Source organism: Vibrio sp. ZF57, assembly GCF_001691235.1.
GTDB classification, from domain to species: domain Bacteria; phylum Pseudomonadota; class Gammaproteobacteria; order Enterobacterales; family Vibrionaceae; genus Vibrio; species Vibrio crassostreae_C.
In genome coordinates this window covers 36511-60733 of record NZ_MAKD01000127.1, presented here as the reverse complement: position 1 = coordinate 60733, position 24223 = coordinate 36511, and the positions used below count along the sequence as shown (strand labels likewise).

At 42.3% G+C, this 24223-nt stretch carries 20 protein-coding genes; 6 read left to right on the top strand and 14 right to left on the bottom strand.

What is annotated here, in order from left to right:
* Positions 1-18: 18 nt before the first annotated feature.
* On the bottom strand, positions 19-300 hold the full coding sequence (locus A6D97_RS19355) for a single-stranded DNA-binding protein (protein ID WP_065585057.1): 282 nt from the start codon (positions 298-300) through the stop codon (positions 19-21).
* 8 nt (positions 301-308) lie between these two features.
* Entirely contained in the window at positions 309-1451 is a 1143-nt protein-coding gene (locus A6D97_RS19350) for a phage/plasmid replication protein, II/X family (RefSeq protein ID WP_065585056.1), read from the bottom strand.
* A gap of 120 nt (positions 1452-1571) precedes the next feature.
* On the opposite strand from A6D97_RS19350, the gene A6D97_RS19345 reads away from it, so the two are divergent.
* The 4 genes from A6D97_RS19345 to A6D97_RS19330 all read left to right on the top strand — a co-directional run bounded on the left by A6D97_RS19345 (position 1572) and on the right by A6D97_RS19330 (position 5036).
* Positions 1572-1961: a helix-turn-helix transcriptional regulator gene (locus A6D97_RS19345; RefSeq protein ID WP_065585055.1), complete on the top strand. Its 390-nt coding sequence runs from the start codon at positions 1572-1574 to the stop codon at positions 1959-1961.
* Positions 1962-2310: 349 nt separating this feature from the next.
* Positions 2311-2547: a hypothetical protein gene (locus tag A6D97_RS19340; protein ID WP_017066878.1), complete on the top strand. Its 237-nt coding sequence runs from the start codon at positions 2311-2313 to the stop codon at positions 2545-2547.
* A 945-nt stretch (positions 2548-3492) separates the two neighbouring features.
* Entirely contained in the window at positions 3493-4095 is a 603-nt protein-coding gene (locus A6D97_RS19335) for a porin family protein (RefSeq protein WP_065585054.1), read from the top strand.
* A gap of 338 nt (positions 4096-4433) precedes the next feature.
* Positions 4434-5036, top strand: coding sequence for a DUF2971 domain-containing protein (locus A6D97_RS19330; RefSeq protein WP_017059669.1), 603 nt, complete (start codon positions 4434-4436; stop codon positions 5034-5036).
* A gap of 100 nt (positions 5037-5136) precedes the next feature.
* Here A6D97_RS19330 and A6D97_RS19325 read toward each other — a convergent pair whose 3' ends face one another.
* The 4 genes from A6D97_RS19325 to matP all read right to left on the bottom strand — a co-directional run bounded on the left by A6D97_RS19325 (position 5137) and on the right by matP (position 7706).
* Positions 5137-6357, bottom strand: a complete 1221-nt coding sequence (locus A6D97_RS19325; RefSeq protein ID WP_065585053.1) for a hypothetical protein — start codon at positions 6355-6357, stop codon at positions 5137-5139.
* 144 nt (positions 6358-6501) lie between these two features.
* Entirely contained in the window at positions 6502-6813 is a 312-nt protein-coding gene (locus A6D97_RS22255) for a hypothetical protein (protein WP_017059671.1), read from the bottom strand.
* A gap of 105 nt (positions 6814-6918) precedes the next feature.
* On the bottom strand, positions 6919-7227 hold the full coding sequence (locus A6D97_RS19315; protein WP_017059672.1) for a DUF3634 family protein: 309 nt from the start codon (positions 7225-7227) through the stop codon (positions 6919-6921).
* A 23-nt stretch (positions 7228-7250) separates the two neighbouring features.
* Entirely contained in the window at positions 7251-7706 is a 456-nt protein-coding gene (gene matP, locus A6D97_RS19310; RefSeq protein WP_065585052.1) for a macrodomain Ter protein MatP, read from the bottom strand.
* A gap of 189 nt (positions 7707-7895) precedes the next feature.
* Between matP and A6D97_RS19305 the strand changes: the two genes are divergently transcribed.
* Both A6D97_RS19305 and fabA read left to right on the top strand, forming a co-directional pair.
* Positions 7896-9548: a Lon protease family protein gene (locus A6D97_RS19305; RefSeq protein WP_065585051.1), complete on the top strand. Its 1653-nt coding sequence runs from the start codon at positions 7896-7898 to the stop codon at positions 9546-9548.
* A gap of 70 nt (positions 9549-9618) precedes the next feature.
* Positions 9619-10134 carry a bifunctional 3-hydroxydecanoyl-ACP dehydratase/trans-2-decenoyl-ACP isomerase gene (gene fabA / locus A6D97_RS19300; RefSeq protein WP_017059675.1) on the top strand — a complete coding sequence of 172 codons (516 nt, stop codon included), beginning with the start codon at positions 9619-9621 and terminating at the stop codon, positions 10132-10134.
* Positions 10135-10386: 252 nt separating this feature from the next.
* On the opposite strand, the gene rmf is transcribed toward fabA, so the two are convergent.
* The 8 genes from rmf to A6D97_RS19265 form a co-directional block, all read right to left on the bottom strand.
* Positions 10387-10560, bottom strand: coding sequence for a ribosome modulation factor (gene rmf, locus A6D97_RS21705; protein WP_017059676.1), 174 nt, complete (start codon positions 10558-10560; stop codon positions 10387-10389).
* Positions 10561-10721: 161 nt separating this feature from the next.
* Positions 10722-12449 (bottom strand): DUF3466 family protein, encoded by a 1728-nt coding sequence (locus A6D97_RS19295; RefSeq protein ID WP_065585050.1) that lies wholly within the window; start codon positions 12447-12449, stop codon positions 10722-10724.
* A gap of 9 nt (positions 12450-12458) precedes the next feature.
* A complete protein-coding gene (locus A6D97_RS19290; RefSeq protein WP_017068914.1) occupies positions 12459-14375 on the bottom strand; it encodes an ABC transporter ATP-binding protein in 1917 nt (638 codons plus the stop codon).
* Positions 14353-14613, bottom strand: a complete 261-nt coding sequence (locus A6D97_RS19285) for a glutaredoxin family protein (RefSeq protein WP_019823251.1) — start codon at positions 14611-14613, stop codon at positions 14353-14355. Before A6D97_RS19285 ends, A6D97_RS19290 begins: the two co-directional genes overlap by 23 nt.
* A gap of 25 nt (positions 14614-14638) precedes the next feature.
* On the bottom strand, positions 14639-16759 hold the full coding sequence (gene rlmKL / locus A6D97_RS19280; protein ID WP_017059679.1) for a bifunctional 23S rRNA (guanine(2069)-N(7))-methyltransferase RlmK/23S rRNA (guanine(2445)-N(2))-methyltransferase RlmL: 2121 nt from the start codon (positions 16757-16759) through the stop codon (positions 14639-14641).
* A gap of 507 nt (positions 16760-17266) precedes the next feature.
* Positions 17267-17815: a cell division protein ZapC gene (locus A6D97_RS19275; protein WP_017063848.1), complete on the bottom strand. Its 549-nt coding sequence runs from the start codon at positions 17813-17815 to the stop codon at positions 17267-17269.
* 206 nt (positions 17816-18021) lie between these two features.
* Complete coding sequence (gene pyrD, locus A6D97_RS19270) at positions 18022-19032, bottom strand: quinone-dependent dihydroorotate dehydrogenase (protein ID WP_017063847.1); 1011 nt, start codon at positions 19030-19032, stop codon at positions 18022-18024.
* Between the two features lie 330 nt (positions 19033-19362).
* A complete protein-coding gene (locus A6D97_RS19265) occupies positions 19363-24204 on the bottom strand; it encodes an NAD-glutamate dehydrogenase (RefSeq protein ID WP_017063846.1) in 4842 nt (1613 codons plus the stop codon).
* Between the last annotated feature and the right edge of the window lie 19 nt (positions 24205-24223).

Genomic DNA, 24223 nt, shown 5'->3' with positions numbered 1-24223 from the left:
GTTAGTTTTGTGTGTATTCTATAATTCGACTTCTAGCGGTACGATGACTTTTCCATACTTTTTAAGCTCAACACTATTAAAGTTATTCACTACGTAAGATGAACTGTGGAATGTATAAAGCCCAGCTTCGTAAGGCTCTTGGCCTTCGTCTAACTGAACTTTGGTTAACGTTGGGAATCGACCTTCCAAAAACACATAGGCGTCCTGCTCATAAATAGTTCTAGATGGTTTTCCATCTCTGCCTGGCATAACTCTAGATGTGGTTTTCACATCTTCTTTAAACACTTCGATTTTCAACATACAGATTCCTAAGCGTAAGCACTGAACGGTAAAATATTGGTTTCTGCAACAACTGGCATTTTGTACCAAGACGGAACTTCAAGCGGTTTTACTTCTATCACGTCAGAGCGTTTTAATGTCGGACACATACGGCTCACATCGAACTTCTGACCGATATCGATACCAATCGTTTTTAAGCGTGCTTTGTGTTGGTAGAACTGTGATTGCTTCATTACTTCTCGTAAATCAGTACCGTGTTGCCACATCGAGAAGTAACTCATTGTTGTGTTAGCTTGGCGTAAAGTTTCGACCGCTCCAGCCGCAAGAAGTTGATGAGCGACCGACTGATGTTCATCGTGCGATATCTGTATCGTATTCATAGCATTCTCAATATCTTTCAAGTGATGGTAAAAATCATTTTCTGTAGTGCATCCGTAGAACTGTAAGTTATGCCGTTTCAATAACGTTTGCCTTAAACTGTGTTCTTCACGTACTACGCCGTATGTTTCGCAATATTCTATTAAGTCAGTGATATATCGGTGAGTTTCTGGTGATACTTCGTCATTTTTCTTTGTTGATTTCAGTAGATTACGCTTAAGTTCAATAGCTTTTCGATAGAGTTTATCCATTTGCCATGTTGAGCCTTCAGCCCAGTTACATGTATTTCCGTCAGGATAAAGTTTAGGTTTTCGACCTCGACCAATTTGCATTGAAGATAGGCCACGTATAAATGATTGCTCCCTGCCCTTACCTACAGCGTGATTTCGAGTCCAGTCGATTAAAGTAATTTCAGCGCCATTGCCGATAAGCGAAGATGGCTTTCCATCAGCCGATTGGCGATGAGAAAAGCGAGTGTTTGGGGTAAATGGTGGAAGATCATAAGTAGCTAAAACATGGTTATAAACTGCAACACATTCATCCAATGTTTGAAGGCCAAAAAGATTATCAATGCGTTGCCAACGCGATGGATTCCCCTCAACACGAACGCGAGTCCCATCACAGCGGATCGTCAATTTCGTACTAAAAGATCCCTCCAGTATTTTTTGATTTACGGACGGTGGCAGCCTTTCACCTGTTTCTAATTCGACTCTTTCAATCACATGACGACCCACCAAAGGTAAATTCCCTTCGTGATGGTCTTGTTGCATGAAAAGTTGGTCGATAAAGAACAATGGAAAACCCTGTCAAGTACGTTTTATTATAACCTACAGGACAGCAAAGCGTATTTCAACACAGTAGTACGAAATGAGGGTGGTATACTTACAAAAAAGCGTACTCATAAGGATATTTTGATGTTGAAAGATGTAATTAAGTCGGCTCGCATAGACTGTGGCTATACGCAGGAAGAAATCGCCAAGCGTGTAAAAGTAGCAAAGCAAACCTACTTGAAATGGGAAAATGGAGAGACTGAACCTAAAGCAACTCAGATCAAATTACTCGCTGAGCACCTGAAGATCACGCCTAACGAAATTTGCTCTGGAACTCTCAATAAGAAAATGGACTTGGAAGAGTTCATCATCCAAATGGCTCTTTCTAGAGTGCCTCATGAAGTCGTAACGATGTATACGTGGAAAACGATTCCTGATCATGAAGCGTTTTTTGAAGATATGAAAAATCTAAGCCGAGATGAGCACGAAGAGAGCTTAGTTAGAGTTGGTAATACCGAGGACTTATTTCGATAAATTCCGGAATTCCGGAGTTAGTTGGGGTGTTACAGGAACCCCAACCTCTTTTCGTTCAACCTGCTTCTCATTTCTCCTCGCTCAGTATCGCTCATCGAAATTCGTCACAGGTTTCAATTTTGAGGAGAAACGGAAAATATTTTTCCAAGAGTACACTATTAAAGATAGTGTACCTTGACGCCTATGAGCCCCCTCTGACGCACTACGTTTGTCGGCTTATTTGATCTCTACAAGCAAGCTTGTAGCAGCTAAAACAAGCTTTGTTTTTAAAAAATGCTACGAGCACCTTGGTGATAGATGCACTTAAGTGCATTATCTAAGTAACTTTAAAACAAGGGATTCATATAGCATGAAAGTAAAAGAACTGATCAATGCGCTAACAGAACTAGACCCAGAAATGGAAGTTATTGGGTTTACTGAAGATGGGGATAAATTTAATGATGCGAAACGCGTATACCAGCTTAAAAAACTAAGTGTTGAACATGCATACCGAGAGAAAGAGCATTTAAAAAATATAGATGCAACTCTAAATTTCTCACCAGATGGTAAAAAAGAAGCAGTGTTATTTATCACTAGTGATTTTTGATTCTAATACATACGTATTATGCAAATTATATTACGGGCTTCAATCGTAAAACGATTCTCACGATGAGCATTAAAAAAGGTCAGCAAGCTGACCTTTCTAATTGAGCATATCCCTCGCCCACGTTTGATTTCATTCAGGCTTTCAGCAAACCTCTCAACATAATTTAGACCCATAATACGCACCAAAAAGGAGATTGAAATCTGAGAGGTTTCAGGGCCTGTTACTCGCGTAATTTTACGTACAGCGCCGCATGAATCTATCTATTTAATTACTGGCTGGCTTTGACTCCGCGTTAATTGGATTAAATCGTGATGGCTTTATCACATGTCTGCTCAAACTTAATTAAGACTTCTAATTACGGATGCCTCTCCAAAGTTAGTCCAGAGTCTCTGCTGGTTGAGTGTTAAAAGCTATTACCCTGATTTTGCTTACCAAAAGAACCTAGATGATTAACGCTTCCACTAACTCTCGGTCTATTGTCCGTACTACCAATAAACTGAAAAGACTTGGTTACTCTTGTTCGCTAGATTTAACGGTCCCAAAAGACCAAGCGAACTCCCGAATCATCTAGTCTTGTTTACCTATGTTGGCTTGTTCTTCACCAAATTGAATCAACTATCAACGTCTTCAGTAACATCCGTACTCGTTTTTCAAACCACTAACTTTGAATTTTCTGATGCCCAACGGTCATTGTTACCAAACTGCGTTGCCATCCAAAACGAACTTCTATAAACGACTTGGCTAATCGTAAGTTACAGTGCAACATAAATTCTATTAACCTCTGTCTGGACTATATTAACTTGTCTCATAACTGCGATAATGACACTTCTATTACCAACAAGTCTTTAAAATCAGATCTTTAGGCTAGTTCTCAATTAGTTAGAGTATCTTTTGTTTGTTAACATATTCTGGAACAGAATAACTTATTATCTTAGAAGGCTTTACATGAAAATCAGTACAATCGCCCTATCGCTATTCACCGCTTTTTTTGGCATCAGCTCGCAGGCGCTTGCTAGTGAAAACGAAAACTCACCTAGAGAGCATGGTCATTTTTATGCTGGTGTTGATATCGGCTTTTATAATGAAACTGAATTAGAATATCGTGGCAGCGCCATTGAAGATTCATCTGATCTATCAGACTTTAGCTATAACTTGGTTGGAGGCTACGAATTCAATACACATGATGTCGTCAAACTGGGGCTAGAAGCCGAGTACCGAAAAATCGGAAAAGTTAGCTATAACGACTTAATGGATATTGAAGGCCATGCTTTCTTCGTAAACATTAAACCACAGTTTATTGTTGAAGGTGACGTATTAGATCTGTATGTATCTTTATTAGCCGGTGTTGGCTCTATGGATATGGAAGCGAAAGCTTTTGGAGTATCAGACTCTAAGTCTGAAGCAGCCTACCAAGTTGGTGCTGAGCTTGGTGCGATGGTAACAGACAACATCGATATCCATATTGGTTACCGCTATGCAAACGTTGAAATTGAATCCATCGATGTGTCACCTCAAACCGCTTACCTAGGTGCAAGGTACCACTTCTAAACTTGATTCACTCGTAGGCTCAATACTACTAAAGCCGTCCTTTTAAAGCTCGGCTTTAATTTTGATCACCTATTTCCCTACTCGACCTCTACTTTGACAAGACAATTCAACCATAAATAAAGTTACGTTGTATCTTCTGTAAAAAGTTACAACTTGAAAGCTTTGCCCTAACGCAAAATAAACCACTTTAACAGGCTACTATTTCGTGTTTAAATTTTGATCTATCAAACAGTTATACGAATAAATTTGGTGATTAAGCAATCAAATGCTATGCATTCAATCCTTAAAAATAAATTAAAGTGTTAACATCAGGCAATTTTGTAAACTAGGTGTTTGATATGTTGCCTAAACTTTATAAGTTCAGATCGCTCCACGACAGAAACATACAATCTATTTCCGAGTGTTCGTTGTGGTTTGATTACGCTAAAACTTTTAATAACCCTTTTGAATCTAACCACGCATTCAACAAAGAGCTTCAACAAAACTTTAAGATCATGTGTTTCTCTCAGTCGAACGACCACCCAATACTATGGTCGCAGTATGGTGACAACTTTAAAGGCATGTGTATCGAGTATGATCTCAACTGCTATAACGGCGAGGCCAATCTCAACTGTTTTGAAGTCCAGTATGAAGACGAACCGAATATGTTCCGCCCGGCATCGCTAAGAGGTTTACAAACATCAAGACTGGGAGCTGAGATATTCAAAATTAAGCATTCTAATTGGCGTTATGAAAAGGAATACCGCTGGGTATTACCTGATGACGAGATGATCGGAAATAAACTCTACCTTAATAGAGAGTGCCTAAGCTCGGTGATTCTGTCAGAGCACGCTCCTGCCGACAGGAAATTGAAAGTTCTGATGACTTGCCAGCGCCTTGGTATCCCTGTTAAACACGCAATAGCAAAGCAAGAGTCGTTTACCTTCGAAGTGGTCAGTTAAGTAGAGTGTAATCCTACTGTTTAGCGCCAAAACAAGACATTCACATAAAGTTACAGCGCAACAAAAAAGAGAGCGACATTAATGAGACTCTCTCTTTTTATTACATGTTCACCGTAAGCTTTCCCAGTACTTTATCTTGCATCTGCTCAATCGTCGCGATAGACATTTGAACAGTTGAAAACCAATAAGGTCGGTGCTTAACGTTAAATAGTTCACTATTATCTAACGCCTCGAAAACAGAATATTTTCTACCTTGAGCCAAAGCTGCACCATAAACCGTTCGCTCAAGTACTGGAATGTCATTCACTTCCTCTAGAAGTGCCCTCTTGATGAACTGATTTCCAGGGCTCCAATCTATAAATTCAACGAGGTTTTTTAGTAGCTTAAGCTCTAGCTGCTCGACCATTGATTCAAGAAACTGTGTGTTTGGCATCACCTCAGTACAAGCATAATATTCGTCATGCTTGTCACTTGCTTCACGATAACCAAGCATCGTTTTTACCAATGCGTCTTCAAACGTTGAAGAAAAGTGGTTACAAATTAAAAACAAAGGCAGAACTCTCAACACACCAAGTAAAATGCCTACGTTAGGATCTTTAACCGACGTTTCTTGAAGTCGAATTCGAGTCGCATTTGACGTCACGACCAAGTGTTGCCAAACCTTAGGTGTGATGTGTTTAATGTTGCCATCATTCCACTTAATCAGCTGTTGACTCATTAACAATGGGAACAATAAACGACAATTTTCTATTCCTATTTGTCGTGCTGCAACTTTTGGATCGAGAATTACCTTAGATTTCTTTCCATATTTATCTGCAAACTCTTGATTGGAAACAAACTCGATTAAACTTGAGCTCAATGGCCTACTTTTCGCGGATATTTCATGGAGTTTGGAAAAGTTTAAAGATGGCGAATACGCAACACTAGCGAACTGATTGTAATCGGGTAAGTCTGAAAACAACGAACTTATTAAGGTACCTTGAAGCTTCTCAAGCATTAGCGCAGAAGCGGCATTGCTGACATCATCGATAACGTATCGTAAGGTTTGTTGCTTCGCGTCGACTTTTTCACGATGAGCATTGACTCTATCCTGCTCGCAGCGCAATAAAATACGTTGATTGTGAGATATGCGGTCAGATTCATCAAATATGACACTATCACAATACCTATTTTCCAAACTTAGTAACGTGTCTACTGTAGATTGTGCGAGCTTATATTCAGGTGAGATTAACCATCGATTAAAGCGAGCTTCAACATTGATTGAGACCTTCCTTGAGATCTCAACTACTTCAGGGGTATAACTTTTATTTGCTAACAACAACCGTGACTTTCCTTTGCCGTAAATGCTCTTGTATCGGCATATCCTGCCTTTATAACAAAACTAATATTAATAGAAATTAGAGATTGGTTCACGAAATTGTTTCAATAAAATTAAGGATATTTAGTTATAGTGCGTTGAGAGTGGCTAGTGTGTGATATGTAGCCGGATATACTTTTCTGGAAAGCTGTATTTGAACCTTTTCTTCGTCGGTAGGTGTTTTTTCGCCTGCTTGCAAACTTTACTATCTCCAGACGTTCTCACCTTTTTGATTCTTGCATAACCTTTAGAGTGCTTCATCTCAATCATCAGATCGCAATAACCCTCGAAATCAACATTACTCTTGTTGAGCCCTTTCATGACGGTGACTTTTATCTTTTTAGCTACAGGATTAACCAATGCATCGTCGGGAAAAGCGACTGGGGATAAAAAACATAATAGTAATACTAGATATCTCATACTGCTCTCTCTTTGTTGAGGGTGAGAACAGTATGCGGAGATTTAAGAGAAATGAAGGATTAACTTAGTATGAGGATTGACCAGCTAACGCGTAACTCCCAACGATTACGCTTTCTTTGAGCCTTTAGACTTAAAACCATTATGCGGGAACACGTTACGAATACGTTGCTGTACGTTTTTAGGAACATCTTTAGTGAACTTGAGATTGTAACCAGAACGTTTTGCATACACTTTTAGCTCGCCTTTAAAGGTATTGTTATGACCAATCTCTTGAAGGTTGTGCTTAAAGCTCGGTGGAAGATGCCCTTTAACTTGTTCGATCGCCCCGTCGCTAAATTTAATTTTCAATACCGGTCGGTCGACTGCTACTAACCAAAAAACTAATACCGCACCGATTAAGATTACGTACATCATAATGTCACCACTACTGTTGATGGTTATTTATCGTCAGAAAGGAGCTTGCTTAAGTCTTCTTTGAGGCTAGTCACCGTCTTGCTGGCCTTCTCACTACGAGACGCTTCGCTAACCAAATACTCGATGGCATCTGAGAGCGTACAACCTAGCTCGTTCGCACGTTGAGATAGCTTTTCCCATACACGGTAATCAAGGTCGATTGATTTCTTCTTTGTATGAACTTGTTCAGCATTGAAGTGGCGTTTTCGCTTAGCTCTGATCGCTTGTTTAAGCTTGTTATCGAGCTCAGGAGACATGTTGTTAGATATCCACTCAGGGACACCTGTAGGTTGGTGTTCAAGCTTCAATAAGGCTTTAACAGCAACGTCAGCTTCACTTGAATCTATGTGGCAGGTGATCGACTCGCCTTCTTTCCATTTTTTGACCAGATAGTTCCATTTCCAACCACATTCCAAGTTTTCAAGTTGCTGATATTTCATGTCTAATCTCGAGAGTTAATCCTAGTGACAGCGTAACCCAAAATAGGCTATTTAACAATTATGATCTTGAAAGAATAGACCAAGATCATACTTATATTAGCTTAGTGATTAGTAACTACAACATAGAGCTACAAGCGAGATCGGTTTTTCTATATACTCCCTACCTCATTATCATAATCAGAAACTTAAATGACTCAAGTAGATTGGCGACATGTTACGCCTCAGTACGACGAATATAGCGCTCAATTAGAGCAATTCCCTGACATCTCGCCTTTCCCGTTTTCAGATATTCAACATAGATTCAAAGATGCGCTAACCCGCTTTGTCCGTTTGTCTAACCTTTCGCGTGTTTTACTTGTAAACGCTCCAGACAATTCGATCTATCGTCAAATGATTGTTGAATCTCTAGTCACTGCTTTAGATGATCACACTCTACCGGTTATAAAAACTGAGTCTTTAAATGCTGTCTCTCTGTTTGACCAAGTTCAGTCAAAAGACGGTAAGGTTGTAGCGACAAAGCCCGGCCTACTGGCTAGAGCAAACAACGGCTATCTGATCGTTTCAGCAAACTTGATCTTGGCCAACCCAGGAAGCTGGTTACTGCTTAAATCAGCACTGCTTGGTGAAGTCGTAGAACCAATCAGCAGTAATCCAGAGCACTTGAACCAATCCCCGACTTTGCCTTTGACTTACAACATTAAGTTGATTGTGGTTGGAGACAGAGCTCAACTAGGTGACCTTGATTACCTGGACAGCGATATTCAAACCGGTTTTTGCCTATTTAGCGAAATTGAACAAGATATCAAGCTCTCTGAAGAGACTTTGACTCAATATCTTGGTTACCTTAAGTGGCTTCAACAACGTTATGAATTGGCAACCATCACGCAACAAGCGTTGACGGGCATTCTTACTGCCGGAGCAAGAGAAACGGAAGATCAAAGCTATATTCCATTATGCCCTATTTGGCACAATGCATTATTGAACGAAGCTCTGATTGAAGCCGACAATGGTGAGATTGATATTCACCATATCCAACAAGCTCAACAGCACAAATATAACCGCGAATCTTACCTACCAGAACGCGCCCTTGATGATATTCGAGATGGCCAAGTCATTATCGAAACCGAGGGCGAACAAGTTGGTCAAGTTAATGGTCTGACGGTTATCGATGTTCCAGGACACCCGATCTCTTATGGTGAACCTGCACGAATTTCCTGCGTTATTCACTTTGGTGATGGGGATATTGCCGACGTTGAGCGCAAAGCCGAGTTGGGTGGTAATCTTCATGCTAAAGGTATGATGATCATGCAAGCATTTGTGAGCAGCGCACTAAACCTTGAAGATCCGTTGCCATACGCTGCTTCTGTTGTGTTTGAGCAATCGTATTGCGAAGTAGACGGCGATAGTGCTTCTCTTGCTGAGCTTTGTTCTCTGGTGAGTGCTTTGTCTGAATACCCTATCAATCAACAAATTGCGGTTACAGGTGCAGTTGACCAATTTGGACGTGTGCAAGCTGTTGGCGGGCTAAACGAGAAAATCGAAGGCTTCTACCATGTGTGTAAGCACAACGGCTTAACAGGCGAACAAGGTGTGATCCTTCCAAGATCTAACTTAAGGCATCTTGCACTAAAGCCTGACCTTATTGAAAGCATTAAGAATGAAGAATTCCATATTTGGTCTGTGTCTAATGTAGACGAAGCAATTCCTCTCATTATGAACAAGCCATTTAGAGACGATGAACAAGAAAGCGTTCTGAGTAAAATCGCGGAACGTATTGAAAACTTTGAAAGACATGAGCACCCTATTGGAATCGTTGGACGCATTAAAAACTGGTTTGTCTAGTACTGATCGGACTTGTTTAGCGTACACCTGTTCACTAATATGCACCTATCAAAAATCGGAGTAATTGATAATGCAAAACAAACGTGATTCTTACACTCGCGAAGAGCTTCTAGCATCAAGCCAAGGCGAACTATGGCCACAAGGCCCTCAACTACCAGCACCGAACATGCTAATGATGGATCGCATCACTAAGATGTCTGAAACTGAAGGTGATTACGGTAAAGGTTTAGTTCTTGCTGAGCTGGATATTACTCCTGACCTATGGTTCTTCGATTGTCACTTCCCGGGTGACCCAGTAATGCCTGGTTGTCTAGGTCTTGACGCAATGTGGCAGCTTGTTGGCTTCTACCTTGGTTGGGTTGGCGGCGAAGGTAAAGGCCGTGCTCTAGGTGTTGGCGAAGTGAAATTCACTGGTCAAATTCTACCTACTGCGAAAAAAGTAACTTACGAGATCCACATGAAGCGTGTTGTTAACCGTCGTCTAGTTATGGGCCTTGCGGATGGTCGCGTACTTGTTGATGGTAAAGAGATCTACGTTGCTAAAGATTTGAAAGTTGGCCTTTTCCAAGATACGTCAGCATTCTAATCTAATAGTTAGATTTTTAGTAAAGCAGCCCATGGCTGCTTTATTTTCGTTCCAATAAATTTAGTTATAGTGCATTAAAGTATCCCGTATTAAGCTTGAAACAGGATAAATCCACCAGCGATACGCTTATGATAGCGAAACTAGAATGCTACATAGCTCTGGGAGTCTTTGTGTTGTTCTGAAACTAACAAGGCTCCAGCCGTTGTAATCAACAGACAATGGAGCCCTGACCTTGAATTCTTTACGCCCTATCTACTTATAGAGACCTGATTGCTTGTCATCTTTGGCGTCACGCCATCCACCTAACCAATAAGACCGAGAATCCATTTGGCTATATGGGCAAGCTTCTTGCGACCGTCCATTTAAACCAGCCTTGTAGCCTTGAGATTGTGCTCGTTCTAGTCGATCACGCTTTTGTCTCTTCATAGTGCAGTCCTCATACGGGTGTTACATTTACTAACATACAATGATTACAACTTTACGGAGTTTTTGTGACTCCAACTTTAAGAATCGAACAATTTTTTACTTTTCTCAAGGCGAAAAAAAGCCCGAATTCAGAAATGTGAACTCGGGCTCAAGATATAAAATTATTTAAATTTTCTACGGAACCCTAATAGACCAAGAACAGTCAAAGTTAACCAACCTAGACTACCGCCTTGACGATCAACTTTTTCTGAGTCGGCACTACGAGTTTGAATATCATCTTTAGTCGCACCTGCAATTGGAACCAGTTTAACCGCAACAACCTCTTCTACCGCATTAGATGACGCACCGGCACAGTATGAGTTATGAGACGTTGTATCGTAGGCTTGTTCCTTATCTCCTCTACCATCTCCATCTGTATCAAGCATGCATTTAATAGCTGTCGCAGAAATCACACCGGCATCATTAATATCTGTCGCATCAATGATACGGAAATAGTTATTAGCGTCAGAGTAATCTTGCCCATCTGCGTTTGCACCGTTTGTTAGATCATCTATCCACCAAGCTTGGCCATTAAAGATGTCTACACGACGCTCATCTTTCGAGGAGTCGACATTGTATGGGTAGATAAAGCCTCTATGTCTACGCTCACTGCCATCAACCTCACGAGTGGTTTCTGCATCTATTTGACCGACAAACTCATTGAAGTTGTTAACGGCTTTAGCTTCACCACTTGAGCCACCAAAGAAGATACCACCAGACAAGTACGTTGCTGTTGGGTTTTTGGCATCGGTTACAACGAAAGGCTTATTACCTGCACTACCACTCTCTGGTACATAACCATTACGCTTAGAATAACCAACAGCGAACAAATTATCGTTGATGTCAGTCGCTACAGAGTTACTGTATCTAGCATCGTCATTCGATGAACCAGATTTTACCTCTGCGCCGCTGATAATTTTAGTTTCCCAAGTAGCACCGGTAATGTCTAATGAGTCACTTACAAAGACACTTGCATTCATGTCTTGTAGATCACCATTACCATTCACTGTATCGAAACCTACGCCGTATAACTTTCCTGAGTTTTCCGCAAGGCCACGCATGCTTCCCTGAGCAAAGTAGTCTCCAGTTTTGGGGATATCACCTTGCTTCCAAATAAATTGATGAACTTCTCCGTCTTTCCAGATAGCAGCTTTAGAACTGAATGTCGTATCAGAAGTATCCGTTTTAGGTCCCTGTACCGAAATGCTACCAAAATTGTAAACGATGTCTGTAGTACCATCATTAACGGTTAGAGCGCCCCAAGCACGTGATTCAGATGAGGCTGTAAGAGGCACTGTTGTAACCGCATTATAACGAATATCGTTACCGTTTGACTTAATACCAAGTGGTGCACCTGATTCATCCAGAGCAGTAATTGCTACATTATAAGGACTTATAGAGCTACCGTTATCAATAAAAGCTTTCGCGTTTACATAACTAAGGTCGCTTTCTTTACTCCAAGTAGCCCAACGATTGCCGGCCCAACTTTCACAAGTAGAATATCTAAGCTCGCGGTAGCAGTAGTTTTCAAAGTCATCACGTTCTTGAATGTATTGGAACGGTGCATCCATAGCAAACGGAACTTCTTCGCGATAACCGATTCCATCAACTGCATTGCGAGTTTCACCAGCCAATTTAAAGCTATCACATGCAACTCCGCCAACGGTACCAGTCGTAAAACAACTTTCAGTGTCTGTAACTGTTGCTGGCTGAATCGCTACACCAAAGATTTCAGATGCACCTGTAATCGAAGGCGTTACTTCAACTACTTTGTAAAGTGCAGCGTTGGCATTGGTTGCAGCCAAAACTAGCGCTGCAACTGTTGTTAATTTAAATTTAGTACAAGTCATTATTACTTCTTAACTTTCCTGTTGTAGTGCCTCGAGCTCTTCCCAGCGCTCAAAAGCAACTTCAAGCTCCTGCTCTGCTGCAGATAGCTTATCTAAAACTGGTTGTGTCTGCTCTACAGATTTTGAAAAGAAGCTTGGATCGTTGACTTCTTCCTGAAGAGTTTCAATTTGAGTTTCCAATTCTTCCAAACGCATTGGTAGCGCTTCTAGTTCTCGTTGTAGCTTATACGATAACTTCTTAGGTTTAGCCTTAACTGGCGCAGTTTTGGGAGTTTCCTCAACTACTTTCTCAGGCTTTGATGGCTTTTCAACCTGTCGGTACTCTAATGCTTGCTTTCTTTGCTGCTGAGCATCGTGGTAACCACCAACAAATTCTTCAATAACGCCATTACCCTCAAAGATCCAACTTGTCATCACTGTGTTATCAACAAACTGACGATCGTGACTCACTAAAAGCAGCGTACCCTGATAGTTGGCAAGCAAATCTTCTAAAAGTTCCAAAGTTTCGATATCTAGATCGTTGGTTGGCTCATCGAGAATCAACAAGTTGTTCGACTTAAGGAAAATACGCGCCAATAACAGACGGTTTTTCTCACCACCAGATAGTGCTTTAACAGGAGTGCGAGCACGTTTTGGAGAGAATAAGAAATCTTGTAAGTAGCTTAGAGCATGACGCTCACGGCCACCTACGGTCACTTCTTGCTTACCATCCGCGAGGTTATCAATTACAGACTTCTCAGGGTCTAGAATTTCGCGGTATTGGTCAAAGTAAGCGACTTCAAGCTTAGTACCACAATGCAAACGACCTGAATCAGGCTTAAGCTGGTCAAGAAGCAGCTTAAGTACCGTACTCTTACCACAACCGTTAGGACCAATCAGAGCGATACGATCGCCACGCATGATGTTGAAGCTGAAGTCCTTAACAATTTCTTTGCCTTCAAAGCCAAAGTTAAGATTCTCAGCTTCAAATACAATCTTGCCTGAACGCTGGCCATCGTCGATTTGGATAATCGCTTTGCCCTGCACTTCACGACGGTTCAAACGTTCTTCACGTAGCTTCTTAAGCGCACGAACACGGCCTTCGTTACGAGTACGACGAGCTTTGATGCCCTGACGAATCCAAACTTCCTCTTGAGCAAGCTTCTTATCGAATTCAGCGTTTTGCATTTCTTCAACACGAAGCGCCTCTTCTTTCTCAACAAGGTAATTTTCGTAATCGCCCGGGAAAGAGCTCAATTTACCGCGATCAAGATCGACAATACGTGTTGCCATCGATTTAATGAACGCACGGTCATGCGAGATAAAGATGATTGAACCGCGGAAGTCTTTCAGGAAGCCCTCTAACCATTCAATGGTTGCAACATCCAAGTGGTTAGTCGGTTCGTCGAGTAGAAGCACGTCAGGGTCACATACAAGCGCACGAGCAAGTGCCGCTTTACGTTGCCAACCACCAGACAAATCTGTCAGTTTGGTTTCAGCAGTCAGCTTAAGTGCTGCCAATACGTTACTTACACGATCTTCAAAACGCCATGCATTAGCATGATCCAGTTGTTCTTGAACGCGAGTAAGGCGGTTTAGATTCTTTTCACTTGGGTCTGTCGCGATGAGATCCAGAAGATCATGATAGATCTTCAGCTGTTCGCCGATTTCAGCAAGGCCACCAGCAACATAGTCATAAACTGTACCTTGTTCATTACGCGGTGGATCTTGTTCTAAACGAGACACAACCACATCTTGCGTGATTTGCATCTTACCGTCGTCCATGATGATGTTTCCAGATAGGATTTTCATCAATGTCGACTTACCAGCGCCATTGCGCCCTACTAAACATACACGTTCGTTTTCTTGCAGCACGAAGTCCGCACGATCTAATAATGGGTGATCACCAAACGCTAATTGCCCATTATGAATTGTAAGTAATGCCATTCTTCTTTAACCAATCATTAAGTTCTAACAAGCCAAATGGCCAGTTAAGCTCTGAGCTTTGAGAAAGGTCAGAGCTTTCAAATTTGAGCACCGGAATAGTGACCCCGTAACGGGAAAAGAGCTCATCATCAAATGCAATGTCAACAACGTTGACGTGATGGCTAATGTTTAACTGTTCCGTGAGTTGGAATGCCATCTCACATAGATGGCACCCTTCTGTACTGTAGAGAGTCAGCACTCTATATCCTTATACGATCTCTTAACTACTTATGTGTAATCAACCAGCAGTTATGAATGTGCTTATTGCGAGAGAAGTCCAATGGAAGTGTCTTCGCTGAGATATTCTGAGCCTTAAGACCTAACTCATCTAGAGCTTCCAAGTCCATTTTGAAGTGACGCTTGTTGTTAGAGAACACAATCGTGCCTTCTTCACGAAGAAGACGTTTAAGGTTTTCCATCAGCTGAATGTGATCACGTTGAACATCGAAAGATTGATCCATACGCTTTGAGTTAGAGAACGTAGGTGGATCGATAAAGATCAGATCATAAGAACCCTGCTCTTTAGCTAGCCATTGTAGACAGTCAGCTTGAACAAACTGATGTTGACGACCAACACGACCGTTAAGCTCCATGTTCTCTTTCGCCCACTCTAGGTAGGTATTAGACATATCAACAGTAGTTGTAGAACGAGCACCACCCACAGCAGCATGAACAGATGCACTTCCTGTATAAGCAAACAAGTTTAGGAAATCCTTACCTGCGGCCATCTCACCGATACGACGACGAGTGATCTTATGATCTAGGAACAACCCGGTATCTAGGTAATCATGAAGATTAACAATCAGCTTAACGCCATACTCGTTCACTTCTAAGTTCGATGAGTCTTGAGCCAATTTCTGGTATTGAGAACGGCCTTTCTGTTTCTGACGAACTTTAAGCACAACGTTGTTTGCTTCTACGCCTGTTACTTGAATAGAAGCACGGATGATATCGGTTAAGCGACGTTTTGCCTTCTCTTCCGGTACATCTTTAGGCGCTGCGTATTCTTGAATCACAAGGTGACCTGGGTATACATCAATCGCTACATTGTATTCTGGTAGGTCAGCGTCGTAGATACGGTAGCAATCTAATTGCTCTTTCTTAGCCCACTTGCCAATTTTACCGATGTTCTTTTTAAGACGGTTCGCGAAATCAGGTGCAATCAATTGTTCTTGCTCGCCTGATGGACGCTCTGACATCGGACGATCTGAAATTGAGTAGTTCTTTTGGTGACACGGTAACGCACCGTTGTTCAACTTGAACTGTTTATCTGCACGCATGCGTAAGCAGCTTAGTAGCTCGTCTGAGCTAGAGAAGATAGATGCGTTACAGCCACCAAATTCAGCTTTGAGCTGTGCACCGAATGCTGTGTAAAGTGCAATAAGACCCGGCTCGGTACCAAGACGTTCACCGTAAGGCGGGTTAGAAACAATCACACCATCAGTAAACTCTGTAGGACGCTTAAGCTTTGCAGCATCGCCTACTTCGAATTCAATCAACTCTTCAACACCGGCACGACGAGCATTGTCACGCGCTGTTTTGATCATACGTTCATCATTGTCGTAGCCATAGAACTTACATTCCACTTTCTTAACACCACGACGACCTTGAACGTTCGCTTCAGCTTTCACTTCAGCCCATAGCTCTGGTTCGAAATCTTCTAGTGATTCAAAACACCACTTCTGACGTTTAACACCTGGAGCCATGTTTGCAGCCATCATCGCCGCTTCAATCACTAACGTACCTGAACCACACATTGGATCTAGGAAAGGCTTAGTTGCGTCCCAACCACTACGAAGAAGAATCGCGGCAGCAAGAGTTTCACGTAGTGGTGCTCGACCTGATTCAGGACGGTAACCACGTTGGTGAAGACCGCTACCTACCATATCAACACCAAGAATCGCTTTATCACGGTGTAAACGAACGTGGATACGAATGTCTGGGTTCTCTTTGCTAATAGAAGGACGAGGTAAAGACTTCTTCTCAAAGCAATCAACAACGGCATCTTTTACTTTCATCGCACCGTATTGGCTATTACGGATTTCGTTGTTCGTACCATTGAAGTCAACAACAAAACGCTTAGAGCTATGGAATTGATTTACCCAGTTAACCGCAGTGGTTGATAGGTACAAATCCATGTCGTCCATACAAGTGAATTCAGAAAGGACACGTACAAATCGAGAAGCCAAACGGCTCCACAAACAACAACGATAAATTTGCTCATTGGTCGCTTTGAATTTAACACCTGCTTGAACAGGTTTTGCGTTTGTAATCCCTAGTTGGGTTAGTTCTTCAACTAATAAATTCTCAAGGCCGTTTGAGGTAACCGCTAGATATTGATTCATAGTGTTCTTTTATTGATAAAAATGAGTTCGATTATACCTGAATTTGTAACTAGAGCATCACACTAAACACGTCTTTTCATTGAATCTTTCGACTAACTGGCTAGCAAATGCACAGTCTTGAAGCGATCGCTTACCCACATCCCCTTAGAACATAAGACCTATCAAACCAACTTCATTTCTGACCACTTATTAACCAAAGTAGCAACGTGAATTTATATTCACCTCAAAACTGGTATATACCAAGGGAGATTTATGGATGAAATTTAGCTACAAAAGACCAAAAACAGGGAATAAAGACGGTAGATTTACTCTTCTGGCGATGAAAACGGGCAGAAATTAAGGTGAAAAAATAGTCGTAAGTTCACTATTTAAATGGTTAAGCCGTGATGTATTTATCAGGATGAGGTTTTTTAGGCACAAAAAAATCGGCTAATGAGCCGATTCTGAGGAAGGTTTATACGTTTGTGTGCTGCGATGCGTGGTTGAAATGATGTGCTAGATTAGAGGTTAACCTACCATCGCTATGTGTGTCTGATGAAGGATAGCGTTCGCGTCTACCATTCTATCGTGCATCACCTTGATTGAGTCTCCAAATCGCAGTCCTTTTGAAGGCGTTAACAGGAACTCTTCTAGGTCAACAAATGCACATAGGCTCGCACACTCTCCCACTTCTAATACAATGAAATACCCTAAGCTATGCTCGTTATTCATTTGTACAATATCCCCTTCTTGAGGATATTCATGGCCAGTACCTTGTGAGTCGAAGAACCAACTCTTAGGCTGTACAGGCTTATGGAAACGCTTTGCTGCCACACAATAGAGTGCTAATTCAGCTTGACGAGGCTCAGACAGTTCTAAGCCAGAAATTTGTTCTTTGAAGGTTTGGTATGAAGATGCGTCATCAACGGTGAATTCATTATCTCGAAACGCGCAGTCCACCAGCTTATTGCGGACCAGATTCGTTTTGAAAATCATATCCTCTCCGAGGTTTAGCATTAATGAACATTGCTGCTCATCGTAATACCAACTCCATGTATCGCTAGGTTTAAGCATCATTTCGTCTCACACTGTTGAACCATTCCATTAGGTAAAACGCAAAATTACCTTCAATTACAGTAATTTTACTGAGCAATAGGCAAAAAAAAAGAGGAAATGAATTCCTCTTTCTTATCGCTTTTCTCTACAACTCAGTGAGTTACAGTGTCTCTTTTAGTAAGACGATGCCAGATTGTCGCTTTTCAAAAATAAAAGCAATTTTCAGCTTATAGATTTTTAACGATGTCGCCAACTAGGCCTGGGCCTTTGTAGATGAAACCAGAGTAAACCTGTACAAGCTTCGCGCCCGCCATCATTTTCTCTTTTGCAGCAACATACGAGTCAACACCACCTACTCCAATGATCGGCAGTTTGTCACCCAGCTCTTCGTGAAGTTTACGAACTACTTCAGTACTACGAGATTGAACAGGACGTCCACTTAGGCCACCCGCTTCATCACAATGTTTCATACCTTCAACGATTGAACGATCCAATGTTGTGTTTGTTGCGATCACACCATCGATCTTATTTTTGATCAATGATTCACAAATTTGGCGAATTTCGTCGTCGCTTAGATCCGGAGCAATCTTAAGAGCAAGAGGAACATATTTACCATGCTTCTCTTCCAGTTCAGATTGTTTCGTTTTAAGTTCAGACAATAGATCGTCTAGAGCTTCGCCGTATTGTAGAGAACGAAGTCCTGGAGTGTTTGGTGAAGAGATGTTCACAGCAATGTAACCAGCGTATTGATATACCTTCTCCATACAGATCAAGTAATCTTCAGCGCCCTTTTCAATTGGTGTGTCTTTATTCTTACCAATGTTAATGCCTAAGATGCCATCGTAGTTCGACTTCTTAACATTCTCAACAAGGTTGTCGACGCCTAGGTTGTTAAAACCCATGCGGTTGATGATACCTTCAGCTTCAACAAGACGGAATAAACGAGGTTTGTCGTTACCCGCTTGCGGACGCGGAGTCACTGTTCCTACTTCTACGAAACCAAAACCCATTGCGCCAAATGCATCAATACATTCGCCGTTTTTATCTAGGCCAGCAGCAAGGCCAACTGGGTTTTTAAAAGTAAGACCCATGCACTCTACAGGTCGGTGAGGTAATTGTTGGCGATACAAAAGATCAATAGGTGTGCCTGTGAAGCGCTTGAAATTTTGAATTGCAAGATCATGTGCCTTTTCGGCATCAAGTTGGAAAAAGCCAGTTCTGGCTAGACGGTAAAGCATTGTGCCTCCGATAGAAAAAAGCCCCGTGTAAACGGGGCGCTATTATTTACTTATTTACCCAACTATTCAATCTATTACTGTCTGTAAGGGTAAGATAATCAAGTTTGCTAACGAATGAGGTTCATTATTAAGCAAACGTTATCGTTTCTTCAAGTTATTAAGCCATTTCTAATCTCAACCTTAGTACAGCCATCAGGTCACTTAACAACAAACAACGTTTGCGTCGAAGTTTGTTCTTCAAAAGTCGTTAGGCCTATTGTTTCCACTTTACCGAAACGAAAAAGGCAGACCTTTTGGCCTGCCCTTATACTTTTTCGTCTTATCTAGTAACTAGTCTTTTGACATGCAGTTTAGATTCAACAGCATCAATTCACGCAGTGCTACTGAGAACTTAGCAAACTCATGAACAGAACCTACTTTGAATTCGTTTAGGATGCTTTCCCAACGATGTAGAGAAACAGAGTTACTTTCCATCCAGTCATCAAGCGCTTTAATCACATCGATATCTGAAGCACAACCACAGTTAAGTACTTGACCAGTTAACTGGCGTTGCTGCCAATCCAGATCTTCTCTGAATGCTGCACGCGCCAGTGCTTGCCAGTTGTTGTCTATAGCTTGGCCATTGATTTGCTTCAAGAACCAGTGCAGTGACAAACGGTCGCCTAGGTTGAAGTAAAGCTTAGACGCTTGCTGTACTGTTTTACCTGTTTCACGAGCCACTGTAGATATATCCAGTGCTGAGTACAGGCTAGACAAACGAGCCACTGAATTAGCCAGCTCAGCGTTTACACCTTGGTCAATCCATACTTGAGCCATTGCTTGATGCTCTTCTACTTCTGAAGCCACTAGGTTTTCATCCAGCTTCTCAGTAATTGCGACGACATCACCTTGGTAAAGCTCAATCAATGCATTCACTGACTGTTTACCGGTACGGTTTCTTAGCAACCAGCGTGCTAGACGACGAAGCGTACGACGTACATGGTAAAGCAATTCGTATTGAGCTTCAGAACTTGAGATGTTGTCCAGTTCACGGATGCTCTTCAATACCTTACCCAGGCCGTAGATTTCACGTGATGCCGCGTAAGCATTCGCAATATCAACAATGTTCGCGCCCGTCTCTTCTTGCAAGCGAGTCACGAAGTTACAGCCCATCTCGTTAACCATTTGGTTAGCAAGCGCAGTCGCAATGATCTCTGCACGAAGTGGATGGTTATCCATGTGCTGAGAGTAGTTACGGCGTAACTCTGTTGGGAAGTATTGCATCAGTTGTTGAGCATGGAACTCATCATTCGCAATGTCATCACTCACAAGATCTTCTTTTAGAACCATTTTACCGTAAGCGATCAATACTGATAGCTCTGGTCTTGTTAGTGCTTGGCCCTGCTTCTCACGTTCTAGCAGCGTTTCGTCATCTGGGATGTATTCCAAACCACGGTCTAAGTACCCGGCTTTTTCCATTGTGTGGATAAAGCGGATTTGCTCTTTCACTAAGCCTACACCTTGATGCTCAGTAACAGAGATAGACTCAGCTTGGCAGTAAGCGTCGTCTAGTACGATTTCACCTACTTCATCTTCCATAGATTCAAGAACTTGGTTACGTTGCTTAACGGTAAGATCACCATTAGACACCAAGCCATTCAAGAAGATCTTAATGTTAACTTCGTTATCCGAGCAATCTACACCACCAACGTTATCGACAAAGTCAGTATTAACTCGACCGCCCGTTAGAGCGTATTCAATACGACCCAATTGAGTCATACCCAAGTTACCGCCTTCACCAACAACCTTAGCTTTCAGGTCACGGCCATCGATACGTAGCACGTCATTTGCACGGTCACCCACATCGGTATGAGTCTCACTAGAAGACTTAACGTAAGTACCAATACCGCCGTTCCAAAGTAGATCAACTTTCATAGACAAGATCGCTTTGATCAAGTCGTTTGGTGCCATTGATGCTTTCTTGGTACCCAGCATTTTCTGAATTTCAGGTGTCAAAGAGATAGACTTCGCTCGGCGAGAGAAGATGCCACCACCTTGAGAAATCAGGTCTTTATTGTAATCTTCCCAACTTGAACGAGGCAGATTAAACAGACGGTCACGCTCTACCCAGCTTGATGCTGATTCTGGATTCGGGTCAATGAAGATGTGCATGTGGTTAAACGCAGCTTGCAAGCGAATGTGCTTAGATAGCAGCATACCGTTACCAAATACGTCACCCGCCATATCACCCACACCAATGGCAGTGAAGTCTGTGCTTTGACAGTTAATACCCATTTCGCGGAAGTGACGTTTAACCGATTCCCAGCCACCTTTCGCCGTGATACCCATGGCTTTGTGGTCGTAACCGTTAGAGCCACCCGATGCAAACGCATCACCTAGCCAGAAGTTGTACTCTTCAGCTACTGAGTTCGCTAGATCTGAGAATGTCGCGGTGCCTTTATCGGCTGCAACAACCAAGTATGGGTCATCTTCATCGTGACGAACAACGCTCTTAGGTGGGATAACCTCACCTTCAATGATGTTGTCTGAAACGTCTAGCAATGCACGGATGAAGCGCTTGTAACAACGTTGACCTTCAGCAAAGATCTCGTCTCGGCCAGACATCATGTGTTGACGCTTACAAACGAAACCACCTTTAGCACCAACCGGTACGATAACCGTGTTCTTAACTTGTTGCGCTTTAACTAGGCCTAGAATCTCAGTACGGAAGTCCTCTTGACGGTCTGACCAACGTAAACCACCGCGTGCTACTTTACCGCCACGTAAATGCACACCTTCAATGTCTGGTGCGTAAACGAAGATCTCAAACGCAGGAACCGGTGCAGGGATATCTGGAATCTCGCTTGGTCTCATTTTCAGAGCCAACCAAGGTTTAGACTGCTTATTCTCGTCTACTTGGTAGTAGTTAGTACGAAGCGTTGCAGTGATCATTTCCATGTAGCGACGAATGATACGATCATCATCCAAGCTTTCTACATGATCCAACTGTTCAGTGATCTTCTTAATAAGATCTTGTTGGCCTTTTACGCTGCCCTTCAGTTTCGGGTCAAAACGCTTGCCGAATAGGCTCACTAGCCCTTTCGCTAATTCTGGGTAATGAGACAATGTGTCTTCAATGTATTGTTGGCTGAATGGGAAACCAACTTGACGCATGTAACGAGCATAAGCACGTAAGATTGAGATTTCACGGCCAGAAAGACCAGCGCCAAGTACTAAGCGGTTGAAACCATCGCTGTCTAACTCACCCGCCCAGATTGCCGCAAAGGCTTGTTGGAAAAGATCGCGAGCTTCACGAAGATCAATGGTCTTATCGCTCTTGTGCAGCATAGAGAAATCAAGGATCCAATAGGTCACACCGTTGGTTTTACGCACTTCATATGGAGATTCACCGATAACGCGTAGGCCAAAGTTTTCAAGCATTGGCATAACATCAGAAAGGTGAATTGGCTCATCGCTGTGGTAGAACAACTTCAAACGAACGGCTTTTGAATCTGCCGCTTCTTCTTGAGGACGGTAGAAAAGCATACCCAGTTTGTTGTCTTCACTTAGCGCTTCTAAACGTTCAATGTCCGCAACAGCAGAACCTGGCATCATGTCTTCTTTGTACGAACGTGGGAATGCACGCATGTACTCTTTCGACAATGGAAGACCTTTGCTTTCACCGAAGTTTGCAATGATAGATTCAGACAGACGGTCATCCCACGTAGACGATACTTCCATTAAATTTTGCTCAATTGTTTTCACGTCCACATCCATGTTGTTGTTATCAACACGAACAATATAGTGCGTTCTTGCTAGCGGACTTTCAGAGAAGTACGTTGTAAATTCAACCTCTTCTTCACAACCAAAGTACTGTTTCAAGATGCGCTGTGTTTGGCGACGAAGCTCAGTGTTGTAACGATCTTTTGTTACGTAAACCATGCAGCTAAAGAAACGACCAAACGGGTCTTTGCGAACAAACAAACGCAGGAGATCGCGATCTTGCATTTGTACTACGCCCGTACCGACTTCTAGTAGCTCTTCTTCTCGAGCTTGCAGCAGTTCATCACGTGGGTAGTTTTCAAGAATGTTGTGCAGCGCTTTGTAAGAGTATGAACCTTCACGGTAACCACTCGCATCCAAAATACGTTCTACTTTCTCGCGAACAAGAGGAATCGTTTCAACGGTTTGGTTATAAACGGCAGATGTGTAAAGACCAGTAAAGCGGTGCTCACCAATGACCTTACCGTTCTTATCGAACTTCTTAATACCAATGTAATCGTTGTAAGCTGGGCGGTGAATGCGTGAAGCCGTGTTGCCCTTGGTTACGATAAGCACATAAGGCTTTTTCGCTTCAAGACGTGCCGAATCAGAAAACTCAGATAGCTTAACGTTACGTACACGATCTGAGTTCGCAAACAAACCAAGACCTTGCTCCTTGGTCGGTTGCAGTTCAGTGTCGCCGTTAACTGAAACTAGGTCATATTCCTTATAACCCATGAATGTAAAGTTGTGTTCACCTAACCAACGAAGAAACGCCAACGTTTCATCAAAACGTTGGCCATCTACAGGAATGCTCTCTTTCTGCTTTTCTACTTGATTGGTTACTTCTTCAAGTCGTTCTACCATCTTCAACCAATCGTTCACAACTAAGCTAGTATCGGTAAAGATATCCAGTAGCTCCGTTTTAAGAGCTGTCATTTCAGCTTTACTGCTAAGACGGTCAACCTCAATATGGAAAAGCGATTGGAATGCACCTTCGTTATTGCTTACACCGACAACACTGCCCTTATCTGAGCGAGAGATTTGTGTTGGGTTATGAAGCATAAGGTGAGAAGAAAGGTCTAGGCGAGTAAGTGCCATTTTTACGGAATCAACAAGGAATGGGCTGTCTGGAACGACTATCTCAACGATAGTATGAGTAGACTGCCAGCCTTGACGACTTACCGTCGGGTTGAAAACGCGTACAGAGATTTCGTCGGCTTTCTTTTCATTGATGTGATGCCATAAGCTAACTACAGCACCATATAAATCGGATTCGTTTCTCTGAGTCAGATCGTCGTGAGAAACGTTACTAAACAAGTGTTGAGCAAGTTGAGTTACGAGAGGTCGATGAGCAAGGTCAAGTTTGTCTTGAATCAGCTTGTAAACTTTTTCAAGTAAAACTGGAACCACAGTTTCACGTGCGGTCATAGTCACACTCCACAATTAG

Excerpts from the sequence above, each read along its gene's own strand:
- A6D97_RS19355 (WP_065585057.1), bottom strand. The coding sequence starts at position 300 with ATGTTGAAAATCGAAGTGTTTAAAGAAGATGTGAAAACCACATCTAGA.
- A6D97_RS19345 (WP_065585055.1), top strand. The coding sequence starts at position 1,572 with ATGTTGAAAGATGTAATTAAGTCGGCTCGCATAGACTGTGGCTATACG.
- A6D97_RS19340 (WP_017066878.1), top strand. The coding sequence starts at position 2,311 with ATGAAAGTAAAAGAACTGATCAATGCGCTAACAGAACTAGACCCAGAA.
- A6D97_RS19335 (WP_065585054.1), top strand. The coding sequence starts at position 3,493 with ATGAAAATCAGTACAATCGCCCTATCGCTATTCACCGCTTTTTTTGGC.
- A6D97_RS19330 (WP_017059669.1), top strand. The coding sequence starts at position 4,434 with ATGTTGCCTAAACTTTATAAGTTCAGATCGCTCCACGACAGAAACATA.
- A6D97_RS22255 (WP_017059671.1), bottom strand. The coding sequence starts at position 6,813 with ATGAGATATCTAGTATTACTATTATGTTTTTTATCCCCAGTCGCTTTT.
- A6D97_RS19315 (WP_017059672.1), bottom strand. The coding sequence starts at position 7,227 with ATGATGTACGTAATCTTAATCGGTGCGGTATTAGTTTTTTGGTTAGTA.
- matP (WP_065585052.1), bottom strand. The coding sequence starts at position 7,706 with ATGAAATATCAGCAACTTGAAAACTTGGAATGTGGTTGGAAATGGAAC.
- A6D97_RS19305 (WP_065585051.1), top strand. The coding sequence starts at position 7,896 with ATGACTCAAGTAGATTGGCGACATGTTACGCCTCAGTACGACGAATAT.
- fabA (WP_017059675.1), top strand. The coding sequence starts at position 9,619 with ATGCAAAACAAACGTGATTCTTACACTCGCGAAGAGCTTCTAGCATCA.
- rmf (WP_017059676.1), bottom strand. The coding sequence starts at position 10,560 with ATGAAGAGACAAAAGCGTGATCGACTAGAACGAGCACAATCTCAAGGC.
- A6D97_RS19295 (WP_065585050.1), bottom strand. The coding sequence starts at position 12,449 with ATGACTTGTACTAAATTTAAATTAACAACAGTTGCAGCGCTAGTTTTG.
- A6D97_RS19290 (WP_017068914.1), bottom strand. The coding sequence starts at position 14,375 with ATGGCATTACTTACAATTCATAATGGGCAATTAGCGTTTGGTGATCAC.
- rlmKL (WP_017059679.1), bottom strand. The coding sequence starts at position 16,759 with ATGAATCAATATCTAGCGGTTACCTCAAACGGCCTTGAGAATTTATTA.
- A6D97_RS19275 (WP_017063848.1), bottom strand. The coding sequence starts at position 17,815 with ATGATGCTTAAACCTAGCGATACATGGAGTTGGTATTACGATGAGCAG.
- pyrD (WP_017063847.1), bottom strand. The coding sequence starts at position 19,032 with ATGCTTTACCGTCTAGCCAGAACTGGCTTTTTCCAACTTGATGCCGAA.
- A6D97_RS19265 (WP_017063846.1), bottom strand. The coding sequence starts at position 24,204 with ATGACCGCACGTGAAACTGTGGTTCCAGTTTTACTTGAAAAAGTTTAC.